The sequence below is a fragment of the Streptomyces sp. NPDC058157 genome (assembly GCF_042884105.1).
Taxonomy (GTDB): Bacteria; Actinomycetota; Actinomycetes; order Streptomycetales; family Streptomycetaceae; genus Streptomyces.
Genome location: NZ_JBHVUQ010000445.1, coordinates 1 through 1,108 on the forward strand (window position 1 = coordinate 1; position 1,108 = coordinate 1,108).

General features: G+C 76.6%; 1 protein-coding gene and 1 pseudogene. Both read right to left on the reverse strand.

The annotated features are described in order from the left end of the window. Positions 1-279: pseudogene (locus ACFVXK_RS38725) on the reverse strand (Fe-S-binding domain-containing protein); the annotation flags it as partial. Beyond that, positions 276-728: a hypothetical protein gene (locus tag ACFVXK_RS38730; protein WP_389622122.1), complete on the reverse strand. Its 453-nt coding sequence runs from the start codon at positions 726-728 to the stop codon at positions 276-278. The pseudogene ACFVXK_RS38725 and the gene ACFVXK_RS38730, both read right to left, overlap by 4 nt. Positions 729-1,108: the final 380 nt, after the last annotated feature.

Sequence of the window (1,108 nt, forward strand, 5' to 3'; positions counted from 1 at the left end):
GTCCTTGGCCGAACCGGGCTCCCCCTCCTCGCCGTTGGCGACGACGACGGGGGCGCCGCCGGCCTCGCGTACGGAGCGCAGCTTGACGGCGGCGGGGAAGGCGGCGCCGCCGCGGCCGCGCAGTCCGGAGCCGGTGAGGCGGGCGAGGAGTTCCTCCGGCCCGGCGGCGGGGGCGTAGCCGCCCGCGGCGCGGTAGGCGGCGGCGCTCTCGACCCGGTGCGGGGCCGTCCCGAGGACGCCGCCGGGCGGCGGCGCCCCCGGGAGTCGGATCGTGGTCACGGGCGGGTTCCTTCCGGGGTGCGGGTGCGCAGGGTCCGTACGGCGTCCTCCAGCGCGGAGCGGTCCCGTGCGGTGCGGCCGTATCCCGGTCCCGGGAGGCCGATGAGCATGCGGTGGTGGTCGAGGACGACCTCACCGGCGAGGAGGGCGGCGGCGGGGTCGCCCGGCCGGGATCCGGCGGCGACCGAGGTCACCAGGGCGGTGACCTCGGCGAGGTAGCGCAGCCAGGCGCGCCGGCCGCCGCGCAGCAGCAGCTGCTCGACGCGGTGCCGTTCGGCCCGCGCCGGGTCCCGCGACCGCGGGGCGGGGGCGGCGCAGGAGCCTGGGGAGGTGTAGGCGCTCGGGGAGGCGCCGGTGGAGGCGGCGCGCAGGGCGGCGACCGCCCCGGGGAGTTCTCGTTCCGGTTCGGGGGTGAGTCCGAGCCAGTCCAGACGCCGACGACCGCTCATGCGTGCCTCCGGAGGGAGATCGCGGGGGTGCGGGGGTGTGGGGTGGGGGGCCCGGGCGAGGGCCGGGCAGACCGGGCGGGTCGGTCCGTACCCCCGTTGACCAGGAGGAATGTGGACCAAAGCGCGTGCGGTGACAGGAAAGCACGTTTACTGACCGATCGGTCAGGCAACAACCAAGCTAGCTGACCGATCGGTCAGTGAACAAGTCTTGACCCGGCGGAAACGAGCCAGCAATCTGACTGTCCAATCGGTCAGCCCGAGCCCGGCTCCCCGCCGCGCCCGGCTGTCCGCAGTCGGCCCGCCCCGCCACCGCGGGCCCGGCACCGCACGCCGCAAGCGCACACCGACACCGACCGCCGCACCCCGCACGGAGGAGTCAC